General features: G+C 80.7%; 1 protein-coding gene. It reads left to right on the top strand.

The window, feature by feature from the left end:
- Window positions 1-118 precede the first annotated feature (118 nt).
- Window positions 119-1,135: AfsR/SARP family transcriptional regulator (locus tag IH13_RS0114395; protein ID WP_031084449.1), on the top strand; the 1,017-nt coding region annotated here is incomplete at its 3' end.

Here is a 1,135-nt window from a genome sequence, read left to right as displayed (position 1 = left end):
GGCCGGCGGCGTGGTCCCGGCCCACCGCACGCTCCAGCCGTGACGGTCCGGCGCCGACCGGCCGGTGCGGAGCCCCTGGTGGGCGCGGTGGGTTCTGCCCTGGGGACACAATGGCCGGGTGCGGTACCTGATCCTGGGCGTCACCGAGGCGCGAGACGAGAACGGCGGCCCGCTGCCCGTCGGCGGCCCGCGTCTGCGCGCCCTCCTGACGGCCCTGGCCCTGCGGGCCGGCCGTCCGGCCGGGGTGGCCGCGCTCGTCGATGACGTGTGGGACGGCGACCGGCCGCACGACGCCCCGGCCGCACTGCAGGCCCTCGTCGGCCGGCTGCGCCGCGCCCTCGGCAAGGAGGCGGTACCGGGCTCCCCGGCCGGTTACCGGCTGAACGCCGGACCGGACGACGTCGACCTGTACGTCTTCGAGCGGCTCGCCCACCAGGGCGCGGCGGAGCTCGGGGCGGGCGACGCCGAGGCCGCCGCCCGTACGCTGCGCGAGGCCCTGGCCCTGTGGCGCGGCCCCGTACTCGCCGACCTCCCCGGGGCCGAGCGGGCCCACGCGGTGCGGGCCAGGGCCCACCGGCTCACCGCGGTCCGGCAACGCATCGAGGCCGACTTCCGGCGCGGTGCGCGTACGGGCCTCGTACCCGAGCTGAGGGAACTCACGGCGGCCCACCCGTACGACGAGCCGCTGCACGCGCAGCTCGTCCGGGCGCTGCGCGCCGAGGGCCGGCAGGCGGACGCCCTCGTCGCGTACGAGGCGGCCCGCCGGGCGCTCGCCGACGGCCTGGGGGCCGACCCCGGCCCGGAACTCACCGCGCTGCACGGAGAGCTCCTCGCCCCTGCCCCGGCCCGACCGCCCCGCCCGCCGGAGGGGCACGCGGGCCGCGGGTGGGGCGCCCCGGTACGCGTCGGTCCCGGGACGGCGGCTCCCGGCCGGGGCGATCCGACCCCGGGCCCCGGCCGCGCGCCCGAAGGCGCCGGGCGGCCGGGCACGGGTGGCGCGGGCACGGGTCCGCGACCGGCCCCGAGGCGCCTCCGCCCGGACGGGGAGGCCCCCGGCGGCCTGGACCCGGCATACCCGGGTCCGGCATACCCGGGTCCGGCATACCCGGGTCCGGCATACCCGGGTCCGGCATAC

The sequence above is a fragment of the Streptomyces sp. NRRL WC-3549 genome, assembly GCF_000721935.1.
Taxonomy (GTDB): domain Bacteria; phylum Actinomycetota; class Actinomycetes; order Streptomycetales; family Streptomycetaceae; genus Streptomyces.
The sequence above is the reverse complement of the archived record's forward strand: the minus strand, read 5'-3'. Positions and strand labels throughout refer to the sequence as shown.